This is a genomic window from Desulfovibrio sp. (genome assembly GCF_034006445.1).
Taxonomy (GTDB): domain Bacteria; phylum Desulfobacterota; class Desulfovibrionia; order Desulfovibrionales; family Desulfovibrionaceae; genus Desulfovibrio.
Window position 1 is genome coordinate 158,969 of the sequence record NZ_JAVESS010000003.1, and the last position, 26,912, is coordinate 185,880.

The 26,912-nt window shown below is 60.1% G+C and carries 23 protein-coding genes; 6 read left to right on the forward strand and 17 right to left on the reverse strand.

Features of this window, described 5'->3' with window-relative positions; genetic code table 11:
* Nucleotides 1–12: 12 nt before the first annotated feature.
* The 3 genes from RBR41_RS05425 to RBR41_RS05435 all read right to left on the reverse strand — a co-directional run bounded on the left by RBR41_RS05425 (nucleotide 13) and on the right by RBR41_RS05435 (nucleotide 4,784).
* Nucleotides 13–1,257, reverse strand: a complete 1,245-nt coding sequence (locus RBR41_RS05425; protein WP_320351569.1) for a hypothetical protein — start codon at nucleotides 1,255–1,257, stop codon at nucleotides 13–15.
* A 255-nt stretch (nucleotides 1,258–1,512) separates the two neighbouring features.
* A complete protein-coding gene (locus tag RBR41_RS05430) occupies nucleotides 1,513–3,771 on the reverse strand; it encodes a peptidase U32 family protein (protein WP_320351570.1) in 2,259 nt (752 codons plus the stop codon).
* Nucleotides 3,768–4,784: an NAD-dependent epimerase gene (locus RBR41_RS05435; RefSeq protein ID WP_320351571.1), complete on the reverse strand. Its 1,017-nt coding sequence runs from the start codon at nucleotides 4,782–4,784 to the stop codon at nucleotides 3,768–3,770. The genes RBR41_RS05430 and RBR41_RS05435 overlap by 4 nt, the downstream gene beginning before the upstream one ends.
* Nucleotides 4,785–4,938: 154 nt before the next feature.
* Here RBR41_RS05435 and RBR41_RS05440 point away from each other — a divergent pair, with 154 nt between their 5' ends.
* Entirely contained in the window at nucleotides 4,939–5,973 is a 1,035-nt protein-coding gene (locus tag RBR41_RS05440) for a hypothetical protein (RefSeq protein ID WP_320351572.1), read from the forward strand.
* 1,475 nt (nucleotides 5,974–7,448) lie between these two features.
* Here the strand turns inward: RBR41_RS05440 and RBR41_RS05445 are convergent.
* Complete coding sequence (locus RBR41_RS05445; RefSeq protein ID WP_320351573.1) at nucleotides 7,449–8,129, reverse strand: precorrin-8X methylmutase; 681 nt, start codon at nucleotides 8,127–8,129, stop codon at nucleotides 7,449–7,451.
* A gap of 66 nt (nucleotides 8,130–8,195) precedes the next feature.
* Nucleotides 8,196–9,986, reverse strand: coding sequence for a cobyrinate a,c-diamide synthase (locus tag RBR41_RS05450; RefSeq protein WP_320351574.1), 1,791 nt, complete (start codon nucleotides 9,984–9,986; stop codon nucleotides 8,196–8,198).
* A gap of 107 nt (nucleotides 9,987–10,093) precedes the next feature.
* Between RBR41_RS05450 and RBR41_RS05455 the strand changes: the two genes are divergently transcribed.
* Entirely contained in the window at nucleotides 10,094–10,318 is a 225-nt protein-coding gene (locus RBR41_RS05455; protein WP_320351575.1) for a hypothetical protein, read from the forward strand.
* A gap of 95 nt (nucleotides 10,319–10,413) precedes the next feature.
* On the opposite strand, the gene RBR41_RS05460 is transcribed toward RBR41_RS05455, so the two are convergent.
* From RBR41_RS05460 to RBR41_RS05510, 11 genes are all read right to left on the reverse strand, one after another.
* The gene (locus RBR41_RS05460) at nucleotides 10,414–10,650 is read right to left on the reverse strand and encodes a hypothetical protein (protein ID WP_179980360.1); all 237 of its coding nucleotides are present in this window, start codon (nucleotides 10,648–10,650) and stop codon (nucleotides 10,414–10,416) included.
* A gap of 9 nt (nucleotides 10,651–10,659) precedes the next feature.
* Nucleotides 10,660–11,706 carry an endolytic transglycosylase MltG gene (gene mltG / locus RBR41_RS05465; protein WP_320351576.1) on the reverse strand — a complete coding sequence of 349 codons (1,047 nt, stop codon included), beginning with the start codon at nucleotides 11,704–11,706 and terminating at the stop codon, nucleotides 10,660–10,662.
* Entirely contained in the window at nucleotides 11,703–12,140 is a 438-nt protein-coding gene (gene ruvX, locus RBR41_RS05470; protein ID WP_320351577.1) for a Holliday junction resolvase RuvX, read from the reverse strand. Before ruvX ends, mltG begins: the two co-directional genes overlap by 4 nt.
* Nucleotides 12,141–13,130, reverse strand: coding sequence for a tryptophan--tRNA ligase (gene trpS / locus RBR41_RS05475; RefSeq protein ID WP_320351578.1), 990 nt, complete (start codon nucleotides 13,128–13,130; stop codon nucleotides 12,141–12,143).
* Nucleotides 13,131–13,150: 20 nt separating this feature from the next.
* Nucleotides 13,151–13,825, reverse strand: a complete 675-nt coding sequence (locus RBR41_RS05480) for a site-2 protease family protein (RefSeq protein WP_320351579.1) — start codon at nucleotides 13,823–13,825, stop codon at nucleotides 13,151–13,153.
* A gap of 167 nt (nucleotides 13,826–13,992) precedes the next feature.
* Nucleotides 13,993–14,298: a hypothetical protein gene (locus RBR41_RS05485; RefSeq protein ID WP_320351580.1), complete on the reverse strand. Its 306-nt coding sequence runs from the start codon at nucleotides 14,296–14,298 to the stop codon at nucleotides 13,993–13,995.
* Between the two features lie 24 nt (nucleotides 14,299–14,322).
* A complete protein-coding gene (locus tag RBR41_RS05490; protein ID WP_320351581.1) occupies nucleotides 14,323–14,763 on the reverse strand; it encodes a C-GCAxxG-C-C family protein in 441 nt (146 codons plus the stop codon).
* Between the two features lie 311 nt (nucleotides 14,764–15,074).
* The gene (locus RBR41_RS05495; protein WP_320351582.1) at nucleotides 15,075–16,064 is read right to left on the reverse strand and encodes a hypothetical protein; all 990 of its coding nucleotides are present in this window, start codon (nucleotides 16,062–16,064) and stop codon (nucleotides 15,075–15,077) included.
* Nucleotides 16,065–16,097: 33 nt separating this feature from the next.
* Complete coding sequence (gene rnhA / locus RBR41_RS05500; protein ID WP_320351583.1) at nucleotides 16,098–16,568, reverse strand: ribonuclease HI; 471 nt, start codon at nucleotides 16,566–16,568, stop codon at nucleotides 16,098–16,100.
* Nucleotides 16,569–17,477: 909 nt separating this feature from the next.
* A complete protein-coding gene (ahcY, locus tag RBR41_RS05505) occupies nucleotides 17,478–18,899 on the reverse strand; it encodes an adenosylhomocysteinase (RefSeq protein ID WP_320351584.1) in 1,422 nt (473 codons plus the stop codon).
* Between the two features lie 68 nt (nucleotides 18,900–18,967).
* The gene (locus RBR41_RS05510; RefSeq protein ID WP_320351585.1) at nucleotides 18,968–19,906 is read right to left on the reverse strand and encodes a metalloregulator ArsR/SmtB family transcription factor; all 939 of its coding nucleotides are present in this window, start codon (nucleotides 19,904–19,906) and stop codon (nucleotides 18,968–18,970) included.
* Nucleotides 19,907–20,043: 137 nt separating this feature from the next.
* On the opposite strand from RBR41_RS05510, the gene RBR41_RS05515 reads away from it, so the two are divergent.
* From RBR41_RS05515 to RBR41_RS05525, 3 genes are all read left to right on the forward strand, one after another.
* Nucleotides 20,044–20,574: a DUF721 domain-containing protein gene (locus RBR41_RS05515; protein WP_320351586.1), complete on the forward strand. Its 531-nt coding sequence runs from the start codon at nucleotides 20,044–20,046 to the stop codon at nucleotides 20,572–20,574.
* Between the two features lie 555 nt (nucleotides 20,575–21,129).
* Nucleotides 21,130–21,507, forward strand: a complete 378-nt coding sequence (locus RBR41_RS05520) for a hypothetical protein (protein WP_320351587.1) — start codon at nucleotides 21,130–21,132, stop codon at nucleotides 21,505–21,507.
* Between the two features lie 278 nt (nucleotides 21,508–21,785).
* A complete protein-coding gene (locus tag RBR41_RS05525) occupies nucleotides 21,786–22,043 on the forward strand; it encodes a hypothetical protein (protein ID WP_320351588.1) in 258 nt (85 codons plus the stop codon).
* Here the strand turns inward: RBR41_RS05525 and RBR41_RS05530 are convergent.
* Nucleotides 22,040–22,945: a hypothetical protein gene (locus RBR41_RS05530; protein ID WP_320351589.1), complete on the reverse strand. Its 906-nt coding sequence runs from the start codon at nucleotides 22,943–22,945 to the stop codon at nucleotides 22,040–22,042. The two genes, RBR41_RS05525 and RBR41_RS05530, sit on opposite strands and share 4 nt — an antisense overlap.
* Before the next feature lie 274 nt (nucleotides 22,946–23,219).
* Here RBR41_RS05530 and RBR41_RS05535 point away from each other — a divergent pair, with 274 nt between their 5' ends.
* Nucleotides 23,220–26,771 carry an FAD-binding and (Fe-S)-binding domain-containing protein gene (locus RBR41_RS05535; protein WP_320351590.1) on the forward strand — a complete coding sequence of 1,184 codons (3,552 nt, stop codon included), beginning with the start codon at nucleotides 23,220–23,222 and terminating at the stop codon, nucleotides 26,769–26,771.
* Nucleotides 26,772–26,912: the final 141 nt, after the last annotated feature.

A 26,912-nucleotide genomic window follows, 5' to 3' on the forward strand; every position in this document is an offset into this window, starting at 1 on the left:
CGCGGCTCTTTGTCATGGTGCGGTAAAAGCATTGTCGGCAGTGCGGAGGACATCTGCGGCGGCAGTGTGGGACGCGTCTGCGCCGTCAAGCCAGGGGCAGAAGGCCAGAGCCCGCGCAGACCAGTGAGGCTCTGCGGCGCAAGATCTGCTGCCACAGGGTTCAGTGTCGCAAAGTGCGGTGTTGTGCGGCTCTGTGCTGCATGGCGCGTTGGTTTCAGACGCGTTGCCTTCAGAAGCCTTGGTTCCGGGCGCGCTGGTTTTGGGCGCGTTGATGGCAGACTCGTCGCTGCCGGGCGCATCGTGCAGGATCAGCGGCGTCTCCAGCACAGTGTCATGGGCGGCGTTTTTGCGGGCTTCCACAAGTACGCGCCGGGCTGGTTCATCCCTGTGACTCTGCACGGGCAGGATGCGCCTGACGCCAAGCTTGACGGCATTCAGGGCCACACACAGACGTGGCAGGGCCTGCGCGTCATAGATGCAGAAAAAACGGCCCTGATGGCGCAACAGCGTGGCCGCAGCCCTGCAAAAGGTATCGAGGGCCGATGTGTGGCTGTCAGCACCTGGAGTCGTGCGCAGGGCGCGTTCCCGCATATGCCTTGGGGAGGGGCGGCCCCCCCTGTCGTAGGGGGGATTGGCCAGAACCGCGTCCAGCCTGTTGCCGGCAGGCTGTGCCATGTCAAGCTGCACAGCGTATGGCTGGCGCTCTTTGTTTCCATTGTCAGGCGGTAATGGCGCGTCTGCTGTGGGCAAAAGCCCCGACACCCGGACAGGGGCGCGCAAGGTTGCGAGAGCCTTTTTATCCTCAAGGTCAAAGGCAAGGAAGCGCAGTTGGTCCGAGAGCCCAAGCCGCGCGGCATTACCTTTTGCAGCCTTAACCAGCGGTAGCTCACGTTCAAGCCCCAGGCCGCAAATATGCGGGCGCAGCATGGCGAGCCCCAGCAGGGCGGCCCCGCAGCCGCAGCCAAGCTCGGCCACAAGGGTGGGACCAGGGTTTGCCGCGCCAGCCCAGAGCCTTTCCGGGTGGTTGTCCGGCCCGCGATTGTCCGCTCCGCATTCGTCTGGCCCGCATTTGCCCGGTCCGCATTCGTCTGGCCCGCATTTGCCTGGCCCACTCTTTTCCGGCGGCAGGTGGCGCGCGGCAAAAGCGGCCAGCAAAAGGGCGTCCGCGCCAAAGCGCAGGCTGCCCTCAGGCTGCTCCAGCCCTCGCGGAAAGCGCCTCCGCGCTTCAATAATATGCTGAGACAGGGTTTTCTGCATGGTCTATCACACATCCGCAAGCCCGATTCCTCGCGCGGACTCACGGCTGAGGAAACGTGCGGGTTGCGGGAATGTTTGTATCCGCCGCCGCTCTGTTCAGGGCAAAACACAAAGCCCAGCGGTACGGCCTACTGTAGCGCGCCTGAAAACCCAGCGCAAAGGCATGGCGCACAGATCGTCTGTACACCATGCCCCGCAATATCACTGTGCGCGTGTCTCGCCCTGTATGAACGGCAGCGCAAACGCCCCACGCCGCTACAGCAGCGAACCGTCCCAGTTAAAGAGACTTTCACGCTTCATTTCGGGCAGGCTGGCTGGCGGATTCTCCAGCATATGGGCAAAGAAGCCGTATCCGGCTGCAGCCATTTCCTGGCGTTTGGCGGTAAGGTCCATGGGCCAGCCCGGATATATCCAGATATTGCCGCCATACTGCCGTGCCCAGAAAGGCTCGCCCATGGGGCTCAAAAAGGGTTCATTGGGCTTGACGCCCAGAAGGCCGAAGCGGCTGATGCCCACGGGCCAGAAGCCGGAAATCACCGCGCCAAGGGGCAGGGGACTCTGCTTGGGCAGGGCGAGCATTTCCTCGCGGGGCAGTTCCGGGCTGACAAAGGCTCCGGTAAAGCCCATACGGGCCAATACGCCCAGCGCAGCGGCATTGGCCGCATTGCAGAAGGGGCCAACAAGCAGGTCAGCGTCCTCGTCCAGAGCGTCGGGAAACATGCCGCGCTGCCACGGCTCATTGCAGACAAAGTGCCGCGCGCCGTCACGCCAGAGGCGGCTGACGCTGCGGCTCAAGGCTTCCTCATCGCCGGGCCACACCACGGGCGGCAGCCACCAGCAGATGCGCGAAACCATTGTGCGCGATATGTCCGCGCTGCGGGGCGACAACCAGAGCGCCTGCAACTGGTTTTTGCCGCCGCGCATCTCCTTGCCCTGCGGAATGGTGGAGCGAACGAACATGTCTGGCCGGGGCCTTGCCTTCACGGGCGCGGGCATGCGCGGGCTGGATTCCACAGCCTTGCTCTGGCGGCCCGGAAGCTGGTCAAGACGTGCCTGCCAGCCTTTGAGAATACGCATCAGTTCAGGCTCGCGCCTGTCGATAAGAAATACCGACGTACCCGCCTTGGGCGTTTTGTGCTTGGGCAGACGGATGATGAGGCTGCCGCCCTTGGGAATGCGCCGCGTAACGGGCAAGGTGGCATGCCAGCGTTCGTCTTCAACCCCCACGCGCAAATAATCCTGCGGCAGCAGTTCAAGGTGCGGTTTCAGCACCACGCTGCCGTCCTGCTCAATGCGGATTTTGCCCGCCATAAGGCCGGAACTGGTCTGACCTTCAGGAGAGGTGGGGATATTGTCCTTCTGCGGCAAAAAGCGCGCGCGCGTGGCGGGGCGGCCCAGAGCCATCTGCAAAATTTCCTCGGCGGTCTTGCGCGCCTTGGGGTCGCCGGGATTGTCACGCAGCATGCGGTAGGCCGTCACCACATGATAGACATAGTGCGGGCCTTTTTTACGGCCCTCAATTTTCCAGGAGACAAGATGGGGGATGTCCAGCAGGGTTTTGGCCAGCACGTCCAGCGAAAGATCAAGACAGGAGAACCAGCGGCCACTGTGTTCCTTGCGGCCCGGCGAGCGCAGCGATGCCTGCCTGCCGGAGCGGCGGCCCTGGGCAAAGGCTGTGGCTTCGTTGCGGCTGCGGAACTGGCTGTCGCGCCCGTCACGGCCGTCACGCCCATCGCGACTGTCACGGCCGGAGCCGCCCCTGCGGTCTTTGCGGGCAATATCCATGCGCGACTGTTCCTGACGGGCGCGGTCCATCTCCTCTCGTTCCGCATTGCGGACAAGCGCCTGGGCAGCGGGGCCGCCCTGGCGGTAGACCCTGCGGCAGGGCTGCACGCAGCGCCCGCGCAGGCCGCTTTTGCCGCCCATATAACTGGACCAGTAGCAGCGCCCGGAAACGCAGTAGCACAGCGCGCCGTGGATGAAGAGTTCAAGGTCAAGCCCCTCGGGGCAGGCCTCGCCCATGAGGCGGATTTCATCAATGGAAAGCTCGCGCGGCAGAATGACGCGGTTGGCCCCGAGTTTTTTGGCTTCCACAAGGGCGCCGGGATGCGTGACGTTGGCCAGGGTGGAAAGGGCCAGCTCGCCCGAAAAACCAGCCTGACGCGCCAGATCAATCATGGCGAGATCCTGCACGATGAGCCCGTCCACGCGGGCCTGGGTGGTCAGGCGCGAGATAAGGCGGTAGGCGGCGGCAGGCTCGTCAGGCTTGACCAGGGTGTTCATGGCCACATACACGCGTGCGCTTTCCGCATGGGCCAGGTCCGTGAGGCGCGAAAGTTCGGTCAGGCCGAAGTTTTCAGCCTGCATTCTGGCCGAGAAATGCTTGAGGCCCAGATAGATGGCGTCCGCCCCTGCGGCAAGGGCCGCCAAAAAGGAAGGAGTGTCGCCCGCGGGCGCGAGAATTTCGGGCCGGGCCGGAGTGGGGGCGTCAGTCATGATGGGAGTGTCGTTCATACGTTGTAATACTCTTTATACCATTCCACAAAACGGGCTATGCCTTCACGCAAGGGCGTTGCGGGCGAAAAACCGGTCAGGGCGGAGAGGTCGTTTATGTCGGCCCAGGTGGCCTGTACGTCGCCGGGCTGCATGGGCAGCATCTCCTTGCGCGCCTTCATGCCCAGGGCGTCTTCAAGGGTGGCGATGAAATCATTGAGTTCCACAGTGTGATTGTTGCCGATGTTGTATATGCGCCAGGGCGCGGAACTGGTCGCCGCATCGGGGGCGGCGGGGTCAAAGGTCGGGTCAGGGCCGGGGGCAAGAGGCAGCAGGCGTACAACGCCTTCCACTATGTCGTCAATATAGGTGAAGTCGCGCCGCATGTGTCCCTGGTTGAAGACCTTGATGGGTTCACCGCGCACAATGGCTGTGGTAAAAAGGTGCAGGGCCATGTCGGGCCGCCCCCAGGGGCCGTAGACGGTGAAAAACCGCAGACCGGTGCAGGGGATGCCGTACAAATGGCTGTAGGCATGCGCCATGAGTTCGTTGCTTTTCTTGGTAGCGGCATAGAGGCTGACGGGGTGGTCCACATTGTGCCGCACGGAATAGGGCTGGGCCGTGTTGAGGCCGTAGACCGAGGATGACGAGGCAAAGAGCAGGTGCCCGACCTTGTTCTGACGGCAGCCTTCGAGAATGTGCCCAAAGCCCACAAGGTTGGCGCTCAGGTAGGATTCAGGATTGATCAGACTGTAGCGCACGCCCGCCTGTGCGGCCAGGTTTACCACATGGCTGAAGCCCTCGCGGGCAAAAAGCGCGGCCATCTTGGGCCCGTCGGCCATATCGAGAAGCTCAAAACGAAAGTTCCCGGCCTGTGGCAAGGCGGCCAGTTGGGTCAGACGGTCTTTTTTCAGCTGCACGTCATAGTAATCATTGCAGTTGTCAATGCCCACAACGCTGTGCCCGTGGGCCAGCAGGCGCGCGGTCAGATGATATCCGATGAATCCTGCCGCGCCAGTAACCAGAACGTGCATACACCACTCCTGAAGTTGTCTGCGGACAAAGTAAGACAGATGCCGCTTGTGAGCAAGCAGCGGACGCGCGGACAGACGCTTTTGCGCGCGCAATGCCGGGTATGGACTTGCGGGATGGGCTGCGGCAAAGTATGCTGCGCAACCAGAGGTAAGCATGCAGACAGACGAAAAAAAAGAGCGCCAGTCAACAGTTTTCAGCGGATCGGGCGGCAAGGCGGAAAGCGGTTCCGCCAGGAAGCGCCCCGTGTCCGGACAGCCGTGGTATGCGGGGCAGTACAAAGACGCCCTTATATACCTTATGATCGCCATTTTCTTTGTGGAACTGGTGGTCGGCGGCGTAGCCTTTTTTTATGGCGTCATGCATGCCGCCCCCGACGTGCCGGGCGGCCCGCCGCTGGCGCGCTTTCCCTGGCTTGGCTGGGCGCTGGCCGCTGTTCTCGCTCCTGTGGGGCTCATACTCATAGTGCATCTTGCCGGAACCTGGGTTTCGCGTTTTCTTGGGCGTGAGGCCCGCGATCTGGGTGGCGCGGATGGCGGAGGCCCCGCTGGCGCTTCCAGCGACGCGGATCAGGTGCCCGAACGTCTGCAACGCTTTTACGCCATTATCCGCAACGCGCCCACGGTGGTCGTACTGTTGGGCATTCTGCTGCTCGGCGCGGCGCTCTTTTTTGTGGACGGTGCTTTTACGGCGCTCGTGGGGCTGGGCCAGTTGCTTACGCCCTATATCCCCTGGATTGCGGGCAGCCTGGCGGCCATGATCGCCGTGTGCTACCTTGTGCACCGCCTTTTTGTGTATCGCCATCATCGCATGCAGCAGGAGTTCGCCTACCGCCGCGAGGTGCTGGAGCGCACGGGTATTGTGCTGGTGGACAAGAACTGTATTCCCCTGCCGCAAAGCGAGGAGCAGCGCCTTGCCCTGGGTGAGGCGCGCGTGGTGGACGCGCAGGCGGCACTGCCCCCCGTGATTGACGCGGATGCGCAGGCAGCGCCGCCATCAGGCCCGAACGCATCGGGCCCGAACGCATCGGGAACTGACGCGAACGGGGGGAACACGAACGGGTCAAATGTGTCAGAACCTGGCGCATCCGGCGGCATTATTGCTGATGAAGAAATAACAGACGCTGTAATTATTACGCCTGAAAAGCCTGCAAGCAGGTCTGATGACGGCGCGGTGGCAGGAAAGAACTGACTGGCGCATAAATTTTTGTATACATTCGGGAAACCGGGTAAAGCGACGTTTTGAACGTAGGCTTTACCCGGTTTTTTTGATTTTCAATTTGAGGTTTGTTTTTGTGTTTCGTGGGGGCTGGTGCTCTGAAGAAAGCAAAGCAGGGTTTGTCCTTACAGGTTATGTGCTTTGTTTGCGTGGCAGAATTCTGGGGAGGCATGCTTAATCTGCTGTTTTTTAACGCAAGAAAAAGATCATGCCCAAGCCCGAATCATTTGGCAGTTCTTCAGCTAACCAGGCGTCTCCTGTCCTCTCATTCAACGCGAACCTGCACGCTGGCATTGCGCGGCGCGGAGGGAGATCACCGAGCGAAGCGAGGAAGCTCCCGGAGCAGAGGGCGCGCAGCTCTCGCGGAATGGTGTGATATGGAAGGCCTTTGAAGGCTCACCCGTGGGAGTGGAGAGATGCGACAAACCCAGCGGGGTCGTCCGGGGGGAGTGCAGAGGGGGCCTCGGAGGGGCGGCAGCCCCTAACAGGCCCCCATCTGCCGCTCGCCGCGTAGGCGGCCCAAACAAAAGAAAAAGGAAAGCTCCCGTGCCCGCAGGGCACAATGCCGCCCTCTCAAAGGACAGGCCCGGCTTTACTCTCTTGAAGCGCCCGCCGCGCAGGCTGGCCCAAACTAAAATAAAGAAAAGCCCACGTGTCCGCAGGACACAGAGAACTCCTCTCAACGGACAAGCCCAGCTTCATTGCCCATGCCCAAAGTTCAGCCCACTTGTTACAACGAGCCTTTCCTTAACAACCAGCCGTCACTCCAAAGACTTTCCACAGCCAATGCAACGCCTCCAAAACGCTCATTCAACGCGAACCTGCACGCTGGCATTGCGCGGCGCGGAGGGAGATCACCGAGCGAAGCGAGGAAGCTCCCGGAGCAGAGGGCGCGCAGCTCTCGCGGAATGGTGTGATATGGAAGGCCTTTGAAGGCTCACCCGTGGGAGTGGAGAGATGCGACAAACCCAGCGGGGTCGTCCGGGGGGAGTGCAGAGGGGGCCTCGGAGGGGCGGCAGCCCCTAACAGGCCCCCATCTGCCGCCCGCCGCGCAGGCGGCCCAAACTAAATAACTGAAAAGCTCCGTGCGCAGGGCACAATGCCACCCTCTCAAAGGACAGGCCCGGCTTTACTCTCTTGAAGCGCCCGCCGCGCAGGCTGGCCCAAACTAAAATAAAGAAAAGCCCCCGTGTCCGCAGGACACAGAGAACTCCTCTCAAAGGACAAGCCTGCTTTATTCTTACTGAAGTGCCTACTGCGAAAGCCCATCTGCCGCCCGCCGCGCAGGCGGCCCAAACTAAATAACTGAAAAGCCCCCGTGTCCGCAGGGCACATATGCCCACTCTCAAAGGACAGGCCGGATTTCTATGCTCATAGAGTCCCCGCCGCGCAGACGACCCAAGCGAAGAACCCTCCCCTAAGGGCGTGTCATCCCTTGATGGCACTATTTACAGCTTCGCCACGTCTCCCAATCCGCGCTGTTCCAGAGCCAGATCCGCCAAGGCGTTCACGCAGGCCGCCGCCACGGCCGATCCGCCCTTGCGCCCCAGCAGGGTAAAGTGCGGCCAAGGGCTGCGGCGCAGCAGTTCCTTGGACTGCGCCGCGTTCACAAAACCCACGGGCATGCCCACGATGAGGGCCGGGGGCGGCGCGCCCCTATCAAGCACGTCCAGCAGCCCCAGCAGGGCCGTGGGGGCGTTGCCGATAACCATGATATGCCCGCTCATCTGTCCGGCCAGGGATTCCAACCCGGCGCGGGAGCGCGTGGTGTTTTTGGCGCGGGCAAGTTCGTCCAGCCCCGGCAGGGCCATGATGGGCGTGACCGTGACACCCAGAGGCGTCAGGCGGCGCATGGGCAGTCCGGCGGCGGCCATGCGCGTGTCGGTGTATACCGTGCAGCCGCGCAAAAGGGCAGTCACGCCAGCCTCAAGGCCTGCGGCGCTCAATCTGAGGTCGCCCAGGATATCCGTATCGCCAAGGGTGTGGATGCAGCGGCGGGCCACCTGCCAGAGCGGGCCTTCAAAAGGGCGCGGCGGCGGCAGTTCCTGATCGATGATGGCAAAGGAACGGCTTTCAATATCCTGCGGGGTGCAGGCGGAATCCAGTTCCACTGAAGTAGTGTGCGTCATGTTGAGCCTTGGCAGGCCGGGAGTAAATCCGGCCGCGTAGTTGGAGCATTTTCATTTTGAACTTGCTCAGGAACTGCGTGGGGGCGTGGCCGTTTTAAGCCAGGCCCGCCAGAAGGTGCGTGAACCCTCAGGGTAGCAATGCAGCCAGGTTCCGGCAACTGAGCCGTAGCGGCAACCCTCCTGGCGCAACAAAACTCCCTTGCTGTCGTGCAGCTGCCAGAGGGGCGCGCAGCGCGGGGGCAGCGGCCCGTCATTCTCACGGGCATAGTGGAATTCGTGCCCGCGCACCCAAAGGGGTTTGGAGCCGGGTTTGGAGCCAGGTTTGGAGCCAGGTTTGGAGCGGGTCTGGCCTGCGACAGGTGTTTTCAGGCGTTCAGCGCGTTCGGGCCAGCCGGGCAGGGCCAAGGCGGCACGATAGCCCAGAGCCGATCTGGTTTTGCCAAGAACGCAGTGCAGGGGCAAAAGCCCGGCCATGGCGTATTCCCGCAGTTCTGGCTGGCCCTCCAGACGCAGAGAGCGCATGAGGTAGATATAGCCGCCGCATTCGCCGTAGATGGGCAGGTTTTTCTGCGCCAGCGCCCGCAAGCGCCGCAGCATGGGCAGATTGGCCCCAAGCTCTTCGGCGTGCAGTTCAGGATAGCCGCCGGGAAAATAGAGTCCGGTGCATCCCTGCGGCGGCGCGGCATCGCGCAGGGGAGAAAAGGGCACAACGTCCGCGCCAAGTTCCGTCAGCAGGGCAGGCAGATCGGCGTAGCAGAAGCTGAAGGCAGCGTCCCAGGCCATACCGATGAGGGGACGGGGCGCGCCCCGCGTCGTTCGCGCTTTTGTGGCCGCAATCGTGGCAAGGCCAGGGGCGAACAGGCTTGCCGCATCCTGGTGAAGTTCTTGATCGTCTGCCTGTATTGCGGAGTTGCGGATAGTCGCTGCGCCCGGCTGGCACGGCGGAAAAAACCGGCTTGTCAGGGCGGCCTCAGGCGTGTCCGCGAGGGGGGCTGCAATGGCCCGGCTTGCCGTGGAGGGCGTTGTGCCACTCGCCGTCCCTCGGGATGGAGCGCCAGCAACTCCGGCCCGTTTGAGCAGGGCGTCCAGGCGGCAATGGTCTTCAAGCCAGTTGGTCAGCGCTGCCCTGTCCAGTGCGGGCAGGGCTTCGCGGGCCTCCACAAGGCCGAGGTGTCGTGATTGCAGTTCGGGCGCGCCTTGGCGGGGCAGCAGGCCCAACAGCGGGACGTTGTCTGATTTTTCCAGCGGTTTCAGGGCGTCGGCAATGATTTGGGCATGGCGCTGGCTGCCTATATGGGTGCAGACAATGCCCAGAAAGCGCGGTGGCGTGCTTTTGGCGTTGAGCCATTGGGGTTTATGACGCAGATAGCCTTCCACCAGGGCGGCCACGGACTGTCCAAGTCCGGCAGCGCTGCACACCAGAAGGATGGGCAAATCTAGCAGTGCCGCCAGATGGGCTGTGCTGCCAGCCCCGGCGTGCCCGCCGTCGTACAGACCCATGGCGCCTTCAACCAGCAGCAGGTCAGGGGCGCGGTCTGTGCCGGAGGGACTTGCCGCCATGCGCTCGAATACGGTTTGCAGGCCCTTGGGCAGACCTTTGCCGCCTGTGAAGGGTTTTTCGGCGGGGGTCGCGGGAGCCTGACGGCACATCCAGGCATCCAGATTGGCGGCGGGCTGACCCGTTATAGCGGCGTGAAAGGCGGCGTCTATGTAATCAGGCCCGGTTTTGGCGGCGCGTACGGCAAGACCGCGAGAGGCCAGGGCGCACAGAAGGGCCAGAGTGACTGTGGTCTTGCCCGTATTGCTGCCCGTACCGCCAATGACGATGCCAGGTATGCGCTGCTGTGCGTTATGCATGAAGCCTCGGGGATGCGTGCCAGATCTGGAGTGCGGCCACTGGCGCTGTGGTTGACGTTACTCCTGCGAGGGGTCGCAAGGAGGGCACGAAGGGCAGAGCAGGCGCAATGAGGCGGGCAGGCGCGAATCTCCGGCGACTGCACGAGCAGACGCCCGCTGTGGCGGCGAAAAGGCTATCTCTTTGCGCCAGCCAGCGCCGTGACGGGCGCGTTTTGGTCGTTGAGAAAGCAATTCTCAGCGTTTATTTGCCCTCGAAGGAGCAACACACCGAAATTTTATTAAAAATTCCATCAAAAGCAAAAATCACCCATGCCCGGCTGAACCAGCACTAAGAGTTTTAGGGGGAGGGGGTGTGGGGGAGGAGACCCTTTTGCAAAAGGGTCCCTCCCCCACAAAGCCTTTCCTCTCCTCCCCTAACTTCCAGCTTTCAGCGTTGTCGCAGGGCTTCGGCTATGATGGCGGCGTCTTCCTGGGGTCGGGCCTTGAGGCCAAGCTCGGCATGGCCGCCGGAGCAGATGAAGCCTTGCGGCCCCAGTTCGAGAAATCCTGCGGAGAGCACCTGTCCGTAAGGCAGTTGTTCGCGCATGTCCACATGGTCCACCCGCCGGGGAAAGATAAAGGGCACGGCCTGACCGGAAAAGTCTTCAACTATGAGGTATTTCACGAGGCCTCCTCAGCGGTTCTGGCCTTTGCGCCGGTTTTGCAGGTACTGGCGCACGGCCTTGTTATGGTCCGCAAGGTTGGTTGAAAAAACGTGTTCACCGCCATCGGTGACAGCCACAAAATAAAGAAAATCGTGCTGTTCCGGCTTGATGGCGGCCTTGAGGGCGGCCATGCCGAAGGAGCAGATGGGCCCCGGCGGCAGGCCGGGCCGTTGGTAGGTATTGTACAGATTGTTGGGATCATCCAGGTGGGCGCGGCGCAGGTTGCCGTCAAAATTGGGGCCAAGGCCGTAGATGACGGTGGGGTCGGCCTGAAGGATCATGTCACGGGCGAGGCGGTTCTTGTACACGCCAGCCACGCGGGGGCGCTCGGCTTCAATGGCGGTTTCTTTTTCAACCACCGAGGCAAGGATCATCCAGGTTTTCAGTTGGTCCACGGGGGGCTTGGTTCCGTTGGGCCATACGGGAGCGGCCTTGCGCCAGAAGTTGTCCACCAGCCGTCCTGTCACGCTGCGGGTCTGGGCCATATCCGGCTCATCCCCTTTTTTCAGCAGATAGGTGTCGGGCATGAGAAAGCCCTCGGCCGTGGCAAAGGGGATGCCGTAGTGGCGCAGAAAGTCCGGGTCCATGATCACTTTGCGAAAGTCGTCAAAGCGCACGAGGCCGGCTTCTTCCAGCAGTTTGCCCGTCTGCCACCAGGTGAGGCCCTCGGGCACGGTTATGCGAAAAAGCACGGGCTGGCCATTGACCAGCATGTCCAGCACCTTTTCTGGCGTCCAGCCGGAATTGAGGGCAAAACGGCCAGCCTGGAGGCGGCTGTCCCACTCCTTGTAGCGGGCCAGCAGGCGGAACTTGCGGGCATCGGTAATAACGCCCTTTTGCTCAAGGGCCGTGGCCACCTGGGCGAAATGCGCGCCGGGCGTCACGTCAAAAAGCACTTCCTGCCCTTCGCTTTGGGGGGCGGTGTTCAGAAAGGTATGGGCCTCGTAGGCAAGCCAGCCGCCGCCAGCAAGGGCCAGCAGCAACAGCAGTCCAAGCAGGCGAAGAAATGTTTTCATGCGGGACTCCGCTCTTGCGGGGCAAGGGAAAGAAAGGACGAGAGAATACGCACGGCGGCCTGCTGGTCGAGAACGGCCTTGCGCTTGCGCATTTTCAGGCCAGCCTCGCGCAGATCCGCCCAGGCTTCTTCCGAGCTCAACTCCTCAAGCATATAAAAGAACGGCAGGGGTACGCGGCGCTTGAGGCGCTGGGTTACGTTGCGTACCTGCCGGGTGATCAGGCTTTCTTCCCCATCCTGTGTGAGGGGAAGCCCCATCACCACGCCTTGTGCCCCGGTTTCAATGATTTTTTCCGCCAGGGCGGCCAGAAACAGCTTGCGGTCGGCATAGTCTTGCAGGCGCAGGGTTGCCAGGGGAAAAGCCATGCGCCCGTCAGGGTCTGACACGGCCAGGCCCGTGCGGGCCAGGCCGTAGTCCACACTCACAAACTTCAATTACAGCCCCATTTTCTCGCGCACAAGGGCCATGGTCTGGCTTGCAAAGGCGCGGGCGCGTTCATTGCCGTGCGCGAGGATCTCGTCCACCCGCGCCGGGTTGGCGTCCAGAACGGAGCGGCGTTCCTGAAGGGGCGTGAGGAAGGTTTCAAGGTTCTTGAGAAAAATCTTTTTGCAGTCCACACAGCCCAGGGTGGCCCCTGTGCAGCCCTTGCGAATGTCGGCCTGTTCCTCCGGGCTGCTCAGCAGCACATGGTAGGGGAAGAGGTTACAGACATCGGGGTTGCCCGGATCGGATTTGCGCAGGCGGGCCTGGTCAGTGAACATGCCGCGCACTTTTTCCTGAATGTCCGCCATGCGGTCGGACAGGAAGATGCCGTTGTTGTAGCTTTTGGACATCTTGCGGCCGTCAAGACCGGGGCATTTGGCAGCGGGGGTCAGCATGGCCTTGGGTTCGGGCAGAAGCTCGCCGCCGTAGAGATAGTTGAAGCGGCGGGCAATCTCGCGCGTCATTTCCATATGGGGCAACTGGTCTTCGCCCACGGGCACGCCGTGGGGGCGGTACATGAGAATGTCGGCCGCCATGAGCACAGGATAGCACAAAAAGCCCGCGTTGCCGAGGTCCTTGTTGCTGATCTGCTGCTGCTGTTCCTTGTAGGTGGGGTTGCGCTCAAGCCACGACACCGGCGTGAACATGGAGAGCAGCAGGGAGAGCTCCGCGTGTTCCTTCACTTCGGACTGACGGAAGATAACGCATTTTTCGGGATCAAGGCCAGCGCCCACCCAGTCCTTGACCATCTCGCGGATGTTCGTGCGGATATTGGACGGGTCGGCGTAATCGCTGGTGAGGGCGTGCCAGTCGGCCACAAAAAAATAAGCTTCTTCAGTGTATTGCAGTTCCACCCAGTTCTTCAACACGCCGAAGTAGTGGCCAAGGTGCAGGGGGCCGGTGGGCCGCATGCCGGAAACAGTGCGCAGTTCTTTGCTCATGTGAGACAGTCCTTATGAAATTACAGAATGCCAAGCAGGGTCAGCAGACCACGGGCGCTGCCGCCCACCAGCGGGCCCAGCACCGTGCCCAGCAGGCCGGTGAACAGCAGGCCCAAAAGAATGAGAAAACCAAAGCGCTCGATGCTCAGATAGCGCAGCGCCGCGTTTAAAGGAAGAAAATAGGCCACAACCTTGCTGCCGTCCAGCGGAGGAATGGGCAGCAGATTAAGCCAGCCCAGGCCGAAATTGATGATGACCCCTGCCTGCATGGACTTGAGCGCAAAGATGTAGAGGCTGCTGTGTTGCCACTCCACCGGCGGAAAAACGTTCAGGGTCAGCCATAGCAGAACGCCGAATATGCCCGCCAGGATAAAGTTGGTCAGCGGGCCGGCCAGGGCAACCAGCATCATGTCCTTGGCGGGATTGCGAAAATAGCGCGGATTGACGGGCACGGGTTTGGCCCAGCCAAAGACAAAGGAGCCGGAAAGGCTCGTGAGGCCGAAGACCAGCAGTCCCGTGGGGTCGATGTGCGGAAGGGGGTTGAGGGTCAGGCGTCCCATCATGCGGGCCGTGGGGTCGCCACAGCGCGAGGCCACCCATCCGTGGGCCACTTCGTGCAGAATAATGCCCAGAAGAGCGGGTACCGCCGCGATGGACAGCGTGCTCAGGGCTTGGGATATATCTAGATTGAACATTGTTGGCGGGTACCATTTTCCCTGCGGCGGGGCAACAGCTTTTGCCTGCGCCGGTAAGAGTGCGGCCTGCCCAGAAGTTTGCGCCAGGCGGGGTTTAGAGCAATGTAAAAGTTACAGTGCTCTTATTGTGCTCTGGCGGCTGCGTGAGCAGTCGCAGCAAGAGCGGGCTATCCCGAAGAAGCCACCTTGCGGACAAGCACCTCGTCGCCGGGCCAGATATGCCTGTCAGGCGTGAGCAGCTCGCCGTTGCGGGCCACAAGGGCCGTCTCTTCCGCAAGGCCCAGTGCCGCGAGCAGCTGGCGCGAGGTTTTGGGCCTGGGCAGGGAGAGATACTTTTCTTCAGGCTGCAGCAGCACAACGATGCGGGACCCCGTGTGTTCGGGCTTGATTACCTTGCAGTGGGCGGGAATTTCCACAGGAGCGCGGAGGGGCCGTTGCTGGTCGTCTTGTGGGGTCGCTTGCATTTCCGTCATGGTTTCTCCTTGTCGGCTCGTGGACTACAAATATTCTTCAAGCAGTGTGCAGGTGTCGCATATCAGGGGAACGCATACTGTGGTGAACAGCTTTTTTTCCTTGATGACGGCGAGCTGTTGCGGATCGGTAAGGTCATGCCCCAGAACGCCACGGCACTCGATGCTGCCGTTGGCAGCGGCAAAGGCCGCCATAAAGGCGTCGCGACGGGCGTTGAGGCTCTGCTTTTGTTCACGGCTGCATGGCCCGGCGACGCCGTGCGCAAGGCCGATAGCCATGAGCGCCCCGGTGACGCAGCCACAGGTGTCTGCCTGCCCCATGCCCGAACCAAAACAGGCGGCCACGCGCAGGGCGTCTTTTTCCGGCAGGCCGAAGCGTTCCGAAAAATGGCTCAGCACCAGCTGGGCGCAAACGATGCCCGTATTGAAACCGTTCTGAACCGCATCAATATCCATTTTTTTGCACACTGGCGACTCCTGTCCGGTGGTTTTGGCGCTTTTAGGGAAGCTCTGAGTAAAGAGCCTCCTGGAAACGCGCTGGTATTTCCTTTGGCAAGGCGCGATCTTTTTTCAAGCAGGAGTGGACTCTTCCGTCCTCGACCGTTTCAAAAAAAGTGAAGCAAGTCCGCCAAACGAAATAAATCAGCGTTTCTTTAGAGCATTTAACACTTGAAATGCTCGCGTACGGCAGGCAAAAGCCCGCCTGCTCGCATTTCGTGGCAAGGATTTTTCAGAAAAATCCTTGCAGAGCATTTAACTCATTTCATTCGTAAACTGCTCTAGGCGCTGGCATAGTAATAGATGATGGTTACAATCGTCATGCTGACCGCACGCAGCCCCTGATTTGCCAGAATGAGGCGCAGGGCGAGGGCAGGACGAAAAAAGCCGGAATACGAAGGCAGTTGATGCCGTATGCCACGCATGGGCGTGGACAGGATATTGCCCACCATCAGGGCCAGCACCACATCGCGTGGCGAGAGGCCGCCCGTTTGCAGCACACTGCCCGCCGCGCCAAGGGCCGCGCCCAGTTCCGCCGCCAGGTGCAGCACGATAATGCCCATGGCCTGCGGTTTCAAAAAAGAGAGCCAGGACATGTGCTGCGACAGCCATTGCTCGGCCAGGGCAAAGTAGCCGAACTGCTGCAAGAGATACATAAGCACGTAGATGGGCGCGGTAAAGTACACAAGTTTGGGCAGGCGGCGCATAAAGCGCTTCCATGCCTTGCGCAGCGCGGCGTTCCAGTCGGTGCGCTCGCTGCTTTCGGCCTTGCAGGCTGTACAGCCCGGAGGCGGCGGCGGCAGGATGCGCCGCGCCAGCACCACGGTAAAGGCCGTGCGGCCCACGGCGGCCACCAGGGTAAGCCCCACGTATACCACGGCAGGCATGCCCAGCACGGGCCAGGTAAGCAGAAAGATGGTGGGCGTGTGTACCATGTAGGCGGGCAGGCTGTTGAAGAGGTTTGCCAGCATGAGTTCCTTGCCGGAAAGCTCGCCCATATTGTGGCTGTCCGACAAAAGGCCGTTGGCGGCCGCCGGAGAGACAAAGGCCAGCGAAAAACTGGCCCCGGCCACTTCACGCAGATGGGCCAGACGTGCCAGGGGGGCAGCCAGGCGGGCCAGGTGGCGCGTCCAGCGCAGAGCCTCAAGCACATTGGCTATGAGCAGGCCAGCGGCCATGCCCATGAGCAGACGCAAGAGCGGCCAGCCAAGGGCATGCCAGAGCGCGGGCAAAGAAAACGCGGTTTCTGCGGAAAAAGGTTGAACTGGCATGGCGTTGCGGTATTGCGTTTTACGCTGCGGCGGTTAGGGTTTGTAGCCTGTATCCTGAGGCAGGTCGCGCCGACAGGCCTGGGCGCGGGCCAGAATGTCACAGCGTTCGTTTTCAGGGTGTCCGGCGTGGCCCTTGAGCCAGTGGAAGGTCACCTTGTGCTGCTTCAAGAGCGGCAGCATGCGCTGCCACATATCTACGTTGAGCACGGGTTTTTTATCGGATTTGATCCAGTTTTTTTTCACCCATCCCCACAGCCAGCCCTTGCTCACGCTGTCGCAGACATAGCGCGAATCCGTGTACAGATCCACAAGACAGGGGTTTTTGAGCAGGAGCAGCGCCTCGATAACGGCCAGCATTTCCATGCGATTGTTGGTGGTCAGGGCATAGCCGCCGGAAAATTCCTTGCGGTAGTCCTCGTCGTCCAGTTTGAGAATGGCCGCCCAGCCGCCGGGGCCAGGATTGCCGAGGCAGGAGCCGTCGGTATGGATGGTCACTTTTTGCATTGTATTCCTTGGCTTGTCTGGCAGCGGCGCAGGCCTTGCCGTCTTTTATCATTGCTATGCGGAAAACCCGGAAGTAGTGGCCCTGAAGCCTTGGCTTCTTGTGCCCAGAGAACCCGGCATTGCGGATCAGCGCCGACACGGGCGCAGCATACACGGCATGGGGAAGGTGGGCAATGCGGCTGTGAACGGCAAACGCGCACCGCCTTTACGGCCTTTCTGCGCAACGGGCTTGCAACGCGGAGGCTAACAACGCGGAGGCCAGAGCCGACGCAAGACGTTCGCGCATAAATAAAATGACCGAAGCAAAGCTCCGGTCATGACGCAGGGACGCGGCGGGCAGCCGCCCCGTGCGTGTGCTGGTGAGCCACGCTCGCCAGCAAATATAGGTGGAGCCATGCGCTCCGGTTGACCCGCAGGCAAAGGCCCATGCCCTGCCCGTGACACGATCAGGGTAACACAGAAATGCTTGACGTTTCAACGCTGTCAGTGTGCCGAAAAATGTGATTTTGGCATAATCCAGGCTGCGCGGCGTCGTCTGCCCACGCAGCCGTCCCCTTCAGAGCAGAACACGCCCCAGAGCGGATATCCCTTTGAGGTGGTGTATTACCAAAAGGGCACAGCCTCTGCCCCTCTCATCAGATCAGAACACTCGTTGTGTCATCCCAAACAATAAAAGTTTTTGGGGGTGGGGGTGTGGGGGAGGAGACCCTTTTACAAAAGGGTCCCTCCCCCACAGAGCATTTCTATCCGAAAACGGCCTGGGCAATGTCGCAGTAAGCACTGAGAAACGCGCAGTTATTTCGTTTGGCAAGGCGCGCTCTTTTTTTGAAACAGGAGTGGACTCTTCCGTCCTCGACTGTTTCAAAAAAAGTGAAGCAACGACGCCAAACGGAATAAATCAGCGTTTCCCTAGTAGCGGTAGTGATCGGACTTGTAGGGGCCGTCCACATTGACGTTGATGTAGTCGGCCTGTTCCTGGGTGAGCCTGGTCAGCTTGACGCCAAGGCGGCCGAGGTGCAGGCGGGCCACTTCTTCGTCCAGTTCCTTGGGCAGGGTGTAGACCTTGTTTTCCAGCTTTTCGGTAGCCAGTTTGATCTGGGCCAGGGTCTGGTTGGTGAAGCTGTTGGACATGACAAAGCTGGCGTGGCCAGTGGCGCAGCCCAGGTTGACCAGGCGGCCTTCAGCCAGCACAACGATGCTGCGACCGGATTTGAGGGTCCACTTGTCCACCTGCGGCTTGATGTTGAGGCAGGTGATGCCGGGCGTGTTTTCAAGGTAGGTCATTTCGATTTCATTATCGAAGTGTCCGATATTGCACACAATGGCCTCGTCCTTCATGCCTTCCATATGCTTGCCGGTGATGACGTGGTAGTTGCCCGTGCAGGTGACGTAGATGTCGCCCTGGGCCAGCGCGTCTTCAATGGTGGTGACTTCATAGCCTTCCATGGCGGCCTGAAGGGCGCAGATGGGGTCGATTTCCGTCACCAGCACGCGCGCGCCGAAGCCGCGCATGGACTGGGCGCAGCCCTTGCCCACGTCGCCGTAGCCGACAACCACAACCACCTTGCCCGCGATCATGACGTCAGTGGCGCGCTTGATGCCGTCGGCCAGGGATTCGCGGCAGCCGTACAGGTTGTCGAACTTGGACTTGGTCACGGCGTCATTGACGTTGATGGCCGGGAACAGCAGTTTGCCTGCGGCTTCCAGCTGATAGAGGCGGTGCACGCCGGTGGTGGTTTCTTCCGAAACGCCCTTCATTTTTGCAGCCACCTTGTGCCAGTGCTGCGGATCTTCCTTGAGGCGCAGCTTGAGGCGGTCAAGAATGCACTGCAGTTCCTTGTTGTCGGTCTTTTCATCAAGGATGGCGGGGTTGTTCTCAGCTTCGACGCCCTTGTGGATAAGCAGGGTAGCGTCGCCGCCGTCGTCCACGATAAGGTCGGGGCCGCTGCCGTCGGGCCAGGTCAGCGCCATTTCGGTGCACCACCAGTAGTCCTCAAGGGTTTCGCCCTTCCAGGCAAAAACCTTGGCCATGCCCAGGTCGACAATGGCGGAGGCGGCATGATCCTGCGTGGAGAAAATGTTGCAGGAAGCCCAGCGAATATCCGCGCCCAGAGCGTGCAGGGTCTGGATAAGCATGGCCGTCTGTATGGTCATGTGCAGGGAGCCCGTCACCTTGAGGCCTTTGAGGGGCTTGCTGGGGCCGTATTTTTTGATGCATTCCATAAGGCCGGGAACTTCCCGCTCGGAAAGCTGCATTTCTTTTTTGCCGAAATCCGCCAGGGCCATGTCGGCAACCTTGTGCGCAAGGCTCAGGTCAAGAGCTTTGGTCATGATATCTCCTATCCTTTGAAGTATTTTGAGTGCGTTGATGATCGTGCGGGGGACGTTGTGCGTCCGCTTCACGTGCGCGGGGGGTGGCTGGCCTCGGCTGTGAGAAGCAGCAGGGTCAGGCCGCGATCCACTGGCTGCCGTGTACAGGACAGCGTGCTGAAGCCGACTGTTTTGAGGTCGGCGGTCAGGCTGTCCTCTTCAAAGCCAAGCCAGCGGTCGCCATAGCGGTTGCGCATGGTTTCGTCGGTATGGCGCAGAAAGTCCGCCACAAAAAGACGGCCGCCGGGCGCCATGATGCGGCGTATCTCACGCAGGCCGAGTATGGGGTCGGAAAGATGGTGCAACACAAGGTTGATGCAGGCGAAATCCGCCTCCTGATCGCGCAGGGGCAAATGGCTCAGTTCGCCGATGCGCAGGGATACGCGGTCGGCAGCGAGGTCTTCGGGCGTGAAGCGGCGGCGGCAGATTTCAAGCATGCGCGCGGAACCGTCCACGCCAATGACCCCCTGGGACAGCGGCAGCATGCGCGCCAGCACGGCCCCTGTGCCGCAGCCAAGGTCAACCGCTGTGCCGCAGTTTTGCGGTACTGCGGCGCACACGGCGGCGGGCAGGTCAAAGGCTCCGAGAACTTCGCGGTTGAGTTCGTCCCAGTCTTCCGCAATGGCGTTGAAGAACTGGCGGGTCTTGAGGGCGCGTTCTTCCAGCATTTGCGCGGCCATGTTCAGGTCTGCCCGCATGGCGGCGTCCGCCTGGATGAAGGGGCTGATGGCGCGCAAAAATTCCCGCTCGTCACCGCTGCGGGGCGCTGCGTAAAATACCCAGAGGCCGTCGCGCCGCGACGTGAGCAGACCAGCTTCAGTCAGAATCTTGAGATGCCGCGATACCCGCGACTGCCCCATGTCCAGAATGCGCACCAGTTCGTTGACCGACAACTCGTAATGCAGCAAAATGTGAACAAGGCGGAGCCGCGTTTCGTCTGAAAGAGCTTTAAAATAGAGAAGTGCCATTTGTTTACCCGTAGTAAATCAACTTATGCTGATGCAAATATCAATGTATCCGTATATAGTCAACAAGGGCTGGCCGGGCCGAAGCGCTGGCGGGCCGGTATCCCCCCATATAGTGTCCTTGCGCGGCGGAAAAAGTCATGACTCCCAAAGTGTTTCGTAAAAAAAATAAATATGCCGAGCCAGTGGCGGCAAGCGAGGTTATGGCCGCGGTCATGACCGGGCTTGGCGTGGACGTGGAGCAGGCGCAGGCCAGGAGTCGCCTCGGGCATTTGTGGCAGAACTGGAACATGGTCATGGGCGAAGATCTGGCCCCCCTGGCGCGCCCCCTGGGGCATCACCGCGATATGCTGCTTATCGGCGCGGAAGACGCCATGCTGGCGCAGGAACTGCACCTCATGAGCGGGGAACTGCTGGAGCGCGTCAATGCCTTTATGGAGACGCCCTTTTTCAATGGCGTGAAGGTCTCGCTGCTTATGGGCAAGTCGGGGCTGGACGTAACGGCCTGCAACCCCCTGCCGGATGAAGATATGGGCTGGCGCGCCCCCAGGGCCGTTATTCCTGATCCCGTGCAGGCCAGCGGCGTTTTTCTGGCGGAAATGACCCCGGATTCACCCGTGGCGCGGGCGTACTCCCGCTTTGTGGAGCGCCGGGCCCGCAACAAGGGCTGAAGACTGGCCCCAGGCAGCTGCGCGCGTACTTATGCGAGTAATTTTACGCACGTAACCCGCGAGCAACCGTGCGAGCAACCACGCGAGTAACCGCGCGAGCATTCAGAATCAGAGCTGGCAGGGTCAAAGCCGGCAGGATTTTGAATGGGCCAGATTTGAGCAGGCAGGAATCGAGCAGACAAAAAACCGCAATGCGACAAAATAGTGCCCCGTGCCTGTGTGCGGGGCACTATTTTGTCATGTCAGGCTCTTCGGCAACCTCGTCTTCCCCCCTGTTTTTCCCACAGCGAAATGCTATGTTTTCGGGTGACGCGAGCTTGCCGTCCCTTGCGTGTGTTTCATGAAAAAATCGTGTGAACCGCAAGATTGTTTAAAGAAAGTTTAGTTTAAAAATCAAAATATATTAGTAAGATGTAGTATAGACCATTTTTTTCTTCATGCGATTTTGTTGTTTGCTTGCTGCTATTATTGACAACAGTTTGCATGCAGTGCTAGCTTTCAAAAAGCGTTACTCGCCTACGCATAAATGGCGGGCAAGAGCTCGCGGAGGATTGAATGAACGTGCAGAAAATAATGGAAGACATTTGTCTGAAGCACGATAACGGCAACGACCTGAGTTTTCGTGGCCGGCTTTTTTCAGAGTGCTCGTGGTATGACGAAGCACTTGGCACGCTCACCCGTCAAAAGCTTTATGTGACCGACACCAACGATCAAGTATATTATATCGTGCGTTCCTCTGGGCAGGAGCGTAGCCGCCGCGCATATCGTCTCGCCGTGCGTGGTGATAATTGCATTATCCATAACGGCGTGTCCGAAATGTCTTTGCAATTTGATATGCTTATGCTGGCCGTGCGTGGTCTTTGCGGGCTTGAAGCGGGCGCAACGCCGACGCTTTCTATGGTGGAAGAAATGCTCAAGGCGGCGAACGCCTGATTTTCTTCATTTTATGATGTGTAAGGGGCGGTCCTGACGGGCCGCCCTTTTGCGTTTTTGTTGTCAGTATTGTTATTCTAGAGTTTTTCAATAAACCGCGCGGGGTAAGCCGCATTGCCGACCTGCGGGGAGGGGTTTTGGCGCAACGCGCCTGCGTTTGCCGCCAAGCAGGCGAACGCGCATCTGTTTTGGCAGGATGATCCGCTTTCTGGCGTAAAAGGGGGCTTTTGTCTGCTGCGGTTTTTATGCCGCGCCTTGGCAGACACGGGCGCAACGTCATGGGCAGCCAACCTTTTCAAAGGCTGGCTGTCCAAAAAGTACGGGTTTTAGGGGGAGGGGGTGTGGGGGAGGAGACCCTTTTGCAAAAGGGTCCCTCCCCCACAAAGCATTTTACCGTGAAACGACATCTACAGCATTTAACACTTGAAATGCTCGCTTACGGCAGGCAAAAGCCTGCCTTCTCGCATTTCGTGGCAAGGATTTTCAAGAAAATCCTTGCAGAACAGTTAACTCATTTCATTCGTTATCTGCTCTAGTCCGTTGTTTCCGGCAGGGCCTTCTGCCCTTCGTCGGAGCTGGTTTCCGTCCGGGGCAGGGGGGTGAAATAGTTGGTGCCCCAGGTGAGGGCCAGAACAAAGACAGCGGCGAACAGCCCTATGACCGGGCTCCACAGCGGCGACGCGGAGAGCGCCAACCGCATGAGCAGGGTGCCGATGACAAAGCCGGAATTGCGGAAGACCGCGTGGAAGGCGGGCATATAGCGCTGCGCAATGAGCACCATGGTGATGTCGGAAAAAATCAGGATGGTGTACAGGGTTTCAAAAAAGCTCTGATCGCTGCCCGTGGTGACAAAAAAGATGACGTCGCGCACGGCCACGCCCACAAAAATGATAAAGAGCACCAGGGCCAGCAGCTTTTTGCTCATGACGTAGCGCATGCGCAGGCTCGGTGACGAAATGAAATGCATCTGTCGCCGGGCGATGCGTTTGTACAGGCCAAGGCACAGGTACACCATCAGTGCTCCTGCGCCTGATATGGCAATGTAGAGCACGGGCAGCATGTCGTTGGCCACGCTGACGGGCTCCGGCAGGTGGGCCAGTTCCTTGAAGGCGTTGCGCAACAGAATGAGGGTGAGGATCTCGAACTGCTTGCCCATGGACTGCGAAAGGGAACTGGGTATGACAAGGATGAGGCCCATGACCTCAAGCACCAGTATGAGCGTAAAAGCCAGGTGGATGGCGTAAAAGTGGTTTCTGGGCGAGACGGTTGCCAGCCAGGGGGGCAGGAGTCCGTGGCGGTTGAGTTCAACGCCCAGCAGGGCCAGAAGGTAGACCCACAGGATAAAAAAAGCCACACGCCGCTGGGTTGCGGCACGTTCCCAGGAGTGTTGCACCCAATCAAATGCGTCAGTAATGGGCTGCAATCTATCTATAAACATGTTGTCCTACTCCTGCTGCGCGGTGCGTGCGCCATACGTTTGCGATGAAAAAGCATAGCCGCACACGGTCAAATGTCAAAGCAGGCTTTGGCGCAATCCGGTGACAGACTGAAATTTTTTTTATGTTCCGCTCCGGCGGCGATGCCCGTGCGGGGCGCTTTTATTGCCCGCCACTTGCCTTCCGTGCGCATTGAACGTAGAAAAAGGGCTTCCCACAAAACCTGCTGTCTGTCATTCTGATAGATCGCCGCAGTGCTCACGAGGTTAAAACGTCATGCCCCATAAGGGTCCGCATATCTCCATCTCTCCCGACTATGTGGTGAATCGCATTTTGCGCATCAATATCGACGACTTCGCCGAATGGCCGGAGTCTGTGCGCAGCCTTGCCATCGCCATTGCCGAAGAGCTTTTTCTGGTGGCCTACAATCCCTTTATCGATGCCGATACGGTGCGCGAGAGCGTGCGCGCGAGCTTTGATAAAGAGTCTGTCTCCCTGGCGCATTATTACGCCACGGCCATTGGCGAAGGCATCACCATGTTCTGGTCGGCGCATGAGGCCGAAATGGAGTTCAGGGAAAAGCTTATTGATGCCCTGGGCGACGTGCTGCCTGCCGAGTGTATTTTGACCAATCCCGGCGCGCTGGTGGAGTCCGCCACCGACGCCACGGACCTGCGCATGGAACTGCCCCTGCTTGTGGTCGAGCCCGACACCACCGAGCAGGTGGCCGAGCTGGTGAAGCTGGCCAATGACATGAAGTTTGCCCTGATCCCGCGCGGCGGCGGTTCGGGCATGACGGGCGGGGCCGTGCCCGCGCGCAAGCGCACCCTTATTGTGAGCCTTACCCGCCTGACGCGCGTGGGGCCCATTGATATGAAGGAAATGACGGTCACCTGTCAGGCCGGGGCCATAACCCAGACTGTCATCAACGACGTTGACGCCGCTGGCGCGCTTTTTTCCGTGGACCCTGCCTCCAAGCAGGCATCCACCATCGGCGGCAATGTGTCGGAAAACGCCGGCGGCCCCATGGCCTTTGAATACGGCACCACGCTGGACAATCTTTTGTGGTGGCGCATGGTGACCCCCACCGGCGAAATCATCACCATTGAGCGCGAAAATCACCCGCGCCATAAAATCCTTCCCACAGAAACCGCGATCTTTGTGGTCAAGGACGTGAGCGGCGGCGTGCGCAACGTGGTGCACCTGCGCGGCGACGAAATCCGCCTGCCTGGCCTTGGCAAGGACGTGACCAACAAGGCTTTGGGCGGTCTGCCCGGCATGCAGAAAGAAGGCGTGGACGGCATCATCACCGAAGCCTGTTTTATCGTCCACCCCAAGCCCAAGCACAAGCGCATCATGGTGCTGGAATTTTTTGGCCGGTCAATGCACCCGGCCGCCGTGGTGGTGCGCGAGCTTGTGGCCCTGCGCAACCGCATCCGTGAGGAAGGGGACTACGCCCACCTTTCGGCCATGGAAGAATTCAACGCCAAGTACGTGCAGGCCATCGAATACAAGCGCAAGTCCGAGAAGTACGAGGGCTCGCCCATCTCGGTCATCATCCTTCAGGTGGACGGTGACGACCCCTACCTGCTGGACAACTGCGTGGGCGACATCGTCAGCGTGGTGGAGCAGCAGGATAACGTGGACATCATCGTGGCCGCCGACGACAAGGAGGGCGAGCGCTTCTGGGAAGACCGCCACAAGCTTTCGGCCATTGCCAAGCGCACTTCGGGCTTCAAGCTCAATGAAGACGTGGTCATTCCTATGGAGCGCATCCCGGATTTCGCGCTCTTTCTTGAGCAGATCAACCTGGAATGCACGGCTACGGCCTATCGTCACGCGCTTCAGGAAGTGGGGCGGCTGCCCGGCTACCCGATGGAAGACAAGGACTTCAACCGGGAATTTTCGCAGGCTTCCAAGGCCGCCTCTGGCGACGTTTCCGCCGCCGACGTGTCGGATATGGAACTGGCCGGGCGGGCTGAGGCCTTTTTGGTCTTTCTGAAAGAAAAATATCCGCATCTGGCCAAGAAGATAAACAAAATTCATGAATACATGAACGCCAGCCGCATTGTGGTTGCCAGCCACATGCACGCAGGCGACGGCAACTGCCATGTGAATATTCCCGTGAACTCCAACGATGCCCAGATGCTGGAAGAGGCCGAAGAGGTGGCCGCCCGCGTCATGGCCGAGTGCCAGGAAATGGGCGGCGAAGTCTCGGGCGAGCACGGCATAGGCATCACCAAGATCGCCTTTTTCAGCAAGGACAAGATGGACGCCCTGCGGGCCTTCAAGGAGCGCGTGGACCCCCGCGACGTCATGAATCCCGCCAAGCTGGTCTACCGCGACCTGCCCGTGCGCCCCTTTACCTTCTCGTTCAACCGCCTTATCCGCGACATCCGTGAAAGCGGCCTGCCGGACAAGGACAAGCTCATCCACCTGCTTACGTCCATTCAGGTCTGCACGCGCTGCGGCAAGTGCAAGCAGGTCTGCTCCATGTGCTATCCAGAGCGCTCCATGCAGTACCACCCGCGCAACAAGAACATGGTGCTCGGCATGCTGCTGGAGGCCGTGTACTATTCGCAGGTCAACAAGGGCCGCATTGACGAGCGTCTGCTCAAGTGGATGCGCGACCTGGTGGAACACTGCACGGCCTGTGGACGCTGCATGGCCAACTGCCCGGTGAAGATCCCCTCCGGCGAGGTGGCTTTGACCCTGCGTGCCCTGCTGGAGCACGAGGGCGCGGGCGGGCATCCCATCAAGGGACGCGCGCTGGAATGGCTCGGACGCGATATTGCCCACCGTGCGCCCAAGGCCGCCAAGATGGCCTCTCTGGGCCAGAAGATGCAGAACAAGTTTCTTGGTTTTGTGCCCGAGGTGTGGAAGCGCCGCATGCAGAGTCCGCTTTTCTCCGGCCGTGGCCCCAAGATGGGCTACACCAACCTTTATGAATCCCTCAAGCTGCACAGAGGCGCGGTGTTCGCGCCAGCCGAGCCAACGCCCGGCATGCCGCTGGTGCTGTACTTTCCCGGATGCGGCGGCGCGCTCTTCTATGACCGCATTGGCGTTTCGTCCATAATGCTGCTGCTCAAGGCCGGTTTTGCCGTGGCCGTGCCCCCCAGGCATATGTGCTGCGGATTCCCCCTGCTGGCGGCTGGCATGGATACGGCCTTTGAAGACAACATGGCCCAGAACCGTCAGTATCTGGCCGCCATGCTGCGCAACCTGACCAAGCAGGGCTTTGACTGCAAGTATCTGGTGACGGCTTGCGGCTCCTGCCGCGACGGTCTGGAACGCATGAACCTGCAGGTTCAGTTCCCTGATCTTGTCATGCGCGACGTGGCCCAGCTCACGCTGCCCCTGCTTTCTTCGGAGAACCTGAGTGCCCCCCTGCCCGAAGGCTCCAAATTGCTCTATCACGGGGCCTGCCATTGCGAATGGGCCGACGTGCACAAGATCAAGGGGCAAAAGCAGGTTGCCCGCGCCCTGGGCGATTTTACCGGAGCCGACGTGACGCTCAGCCCCGGTTGCTGCGGCGAATCCGGTATGGGCGCCATGACCTCGCCCCAGATATACAACCTGCTGCGCTCCCGCAAGCAGAAGCGGCTTGGCGAAGCCCTGGGTGAAGACTATACCGGCCCTGTTGTGGTGGGCTGCCCATCATGCAAGATAGGCATTGCCCGCTGCCTCATCAATATGCATGACAAGCATGCTGTGCTGCATGTGGCGGAATGGCTGGCAGGGCTTGTAGATGGTGAAGACCGCAGGCAGAGCTTCCGTAAAAAGGTTAATGAAACCCGTGGAGATGTGCGGGTTGTCAATCTGAAATAAGTGGGTGGGCTGGCGCATTGCGGTATTGCGTGATGCGGTATGGCTGACGTGGAAATAAAATAAACGCCGCTCCTGTATGTTGGGGGCGGCGTTTGTTTTGTTTGAATGGGGGGATGGTAGGGATTTTGTGGATGTGTCTTT

Excerpts from the sequence above, each read along its gene's own strand:
- rnhA (WP_320351583.1), bottom strand. The coding sequence starts at position 16,568 with ATGCAAAAAGTGACCATCCATACCGACGGCTCCTGCCTCGGCAATCCT.
- RBR41_RS05510 (WP_320351585.1), bottom strand. The coding sequence starts at position 19,906 with ATGGCACTTCTCTATTTTAAAGCTCTTTCAGACGAAACGCGGCTCCGC.
- RBR41_RS05445 (WP_320351573.1), bottom strand. The coding sequence starts at position 8,129 with ATGACGCACACTACTTCAGTGGAACTGGATTCCGCCTGCACCCCGCAG.
- RBR41_RS05485 (WP_320351580.1), bottom strand. The coding sequence starts at position 14,298 with ATGACGGAAATGCAAGCGACCCCACAAGACGACCAGCAACGGCCCCTC.
- RBR41_RS05535 (WP_320351590.1), top strand. The coding sequence starts at position 23,220 with ATGCCCCATAAGGGTCCGCATATCTCCATCTCTCCCGACTATGTGGTG.
- RBR41_RS05515 (WP_320351586.1), top strand. The coding sequence starts at position 20,044 with ATGACTCCCAAAGTGTTTCGTAAAAAAAATAAATATGCCGAGCCAGTG.
- RBR41_RS05450 (WP_320351574.1), bottom strand. The coding sequence starts at position 9,986 with ATGCATAACGCACAGCAGCGCATACCTGGCATCGTCATTGGCGGTACG.
- RBR41_RS05495 (WP_320351582.1), bottom strand. The coding sequence starts at position 16,064 with ATGCCAGTTCAACCTTTTTCCGCAGAAACCGCGTTTTCTTTGCCCGCG.
- ahcY (WP_320351584.1), bottom strand. The coding sequence starts at position 18,899 with ATGACCAAAGCTCTTGACCTGAGCCTTGCGCACAAGGTTGCCGACATG.
- RBR41_RS05440 (WP_320351572.1), top strand. The coding sequence starts at position 4,939 with ATGCAGACAGACGAAAAAAAAGAGCGCCAGTCAACAGTTTTCAGCGGA.
- mltG (WP_320351576.1), bottom strand. The coding sequence starts at position 11,706 with ATGAAAACATTTCTTCGCCTGCTTGGACTGCTGTTGCTGCTGGCCCTT.
- RBR41_RS05530 (WP_320351589.1), bottom strand. The coding sequence starts at position 22,945 with ATGTTTATAGATAGATTGCAGCCCATTACTGACGCATTTGATTGGGTG.
- RBR41_RS05525 (WP_320351588.1), top strand. The coding sequence starts at position 21,786 with ATGGGCAGCCAACCTTTTCAAAGGCTGGCTGTCCAAAAAGTACGGGTT.
- RBR41_RS05520 (WP_320351587.1), top strand. The coding sequence starts at position 21,130 with ATGAACGTGCAGAAAATAATGGAAGACATTTGTCTGAAGCACGATAAC.
- trpS (WP_320351578.1), bottom strand. The coding sequence starts at position 13,130 with ATGAGCAAAGAACTGCGCACTGTTTCCGGCATGCGGCCCACCGGCCCC.
- RBR41_RS05435 (WP_320351571.1), bottom strand. The coding sequence starts at position 4,784 with ATGCACGTTCTGGTTACTGGCGCGGCAGGATTCATCGGATATCATCTG.
- RBR41_RS05455 (WP_320351575.1), top strand. The coding sequence starts at position 10,094 with ATGAGGCGGGCAGGCGCGAATCTCCGGCGACTGCACGAGCAGACGCCC.
- RBR41_RS05430 (WP_320351570.1), bottom strand. The coding sequence starts at position 3,771 with ATGAACGACACTCCCATCATGACTGACGCCCCCACTCCGGCCCGGCCC.
- RBR41_RS05480 (WP_320351579.1), bottom strand. The coding sequence starts at position 13,825 with ATGTTCAATCTAGATATATCCCAAGCCCTGAGCACGCTGTCCATCGCG.
- RBR41_RS05425 (WP_320351569.1), bottom strand. The coding sequence starts at position 1,257 with ATGCAGAAAACCCTGTCTCAGCATATTATTGAAGCGCGGAGGCGCTTT.